This window comes from Tsukamurella sputi, assembly GCF_007858445.1.
Classification (GTDB): domain Bacteria; phylum Actinomycetota; class Actinomycetes; order Mycobacteriales; family Mycobacteriaceae; genus Tsukamurella; species Tsukamurella sputi.
On sequence record NZ_VIGV01000125.1, the window covers coordinates 1 to 592 of the forward strand.

General features: G+C 64.4%; 1 protein-coding gene. It reads left to right on the forward strand.

The window, feature by feature from the left end:
* Window positions 1–592, forward strand: a 592-nt coding sequence (locus FK268_RS23455) for an NAD(P)-binding domain-containing protein (protein ID WP_146437847.1), incomplete at both ends; no start/stop codon positions are given.

The window sequence follows — 592 nt, forward strand, 5'->3', positions numbered from 1 at the left end:
CCCCAAGCAGCTCGTACTGGCGACCGGCATGTCGGGCAAGCCGAACATCCCGGACTTCCCCGGCATGGACGTCTTCGCCGGCGAGCAGCACCATTCGTCGAAGCACCCGGGACCGGACGCCTACGCGGGCAAGAAGGTCGTGATCATCGGCGCGAACAACTCGGCCCTCGACATCAGCAAGGCGTTGATCGAGGCGGGTGCCGAAGTGACCATGGTGCAGCGCAGCTCGACGCACATCATCAAGTCCGAGTCGCTCATGGAGCACGGCCTGGGCGACCTGTACAGCGAGCGGGCCGTCGAGAGCGGCGTGACCACCGACAAGGCCGACATGATCTTCGCGTCGCTGCCCTATCGGATCATGAACGAGTTCCAGAAGCCGATCTACGACAAGGTCCGCGAGATCGACGCCGACTTCTACCGGGGGCTCGAGGACGCCGGCTACGAACTGGACTTCGGCGACGACGACTCCGGCCTGTTCATGAAGTACCTCCGACGGGGCTCGGGCTACTACATCGACGTCGGCGCCGCCGGGCTCATCATCGACGGTTCGATCAAGCTCGCGAAGGGTCAGGTCGACCACCTGACGGAGAAC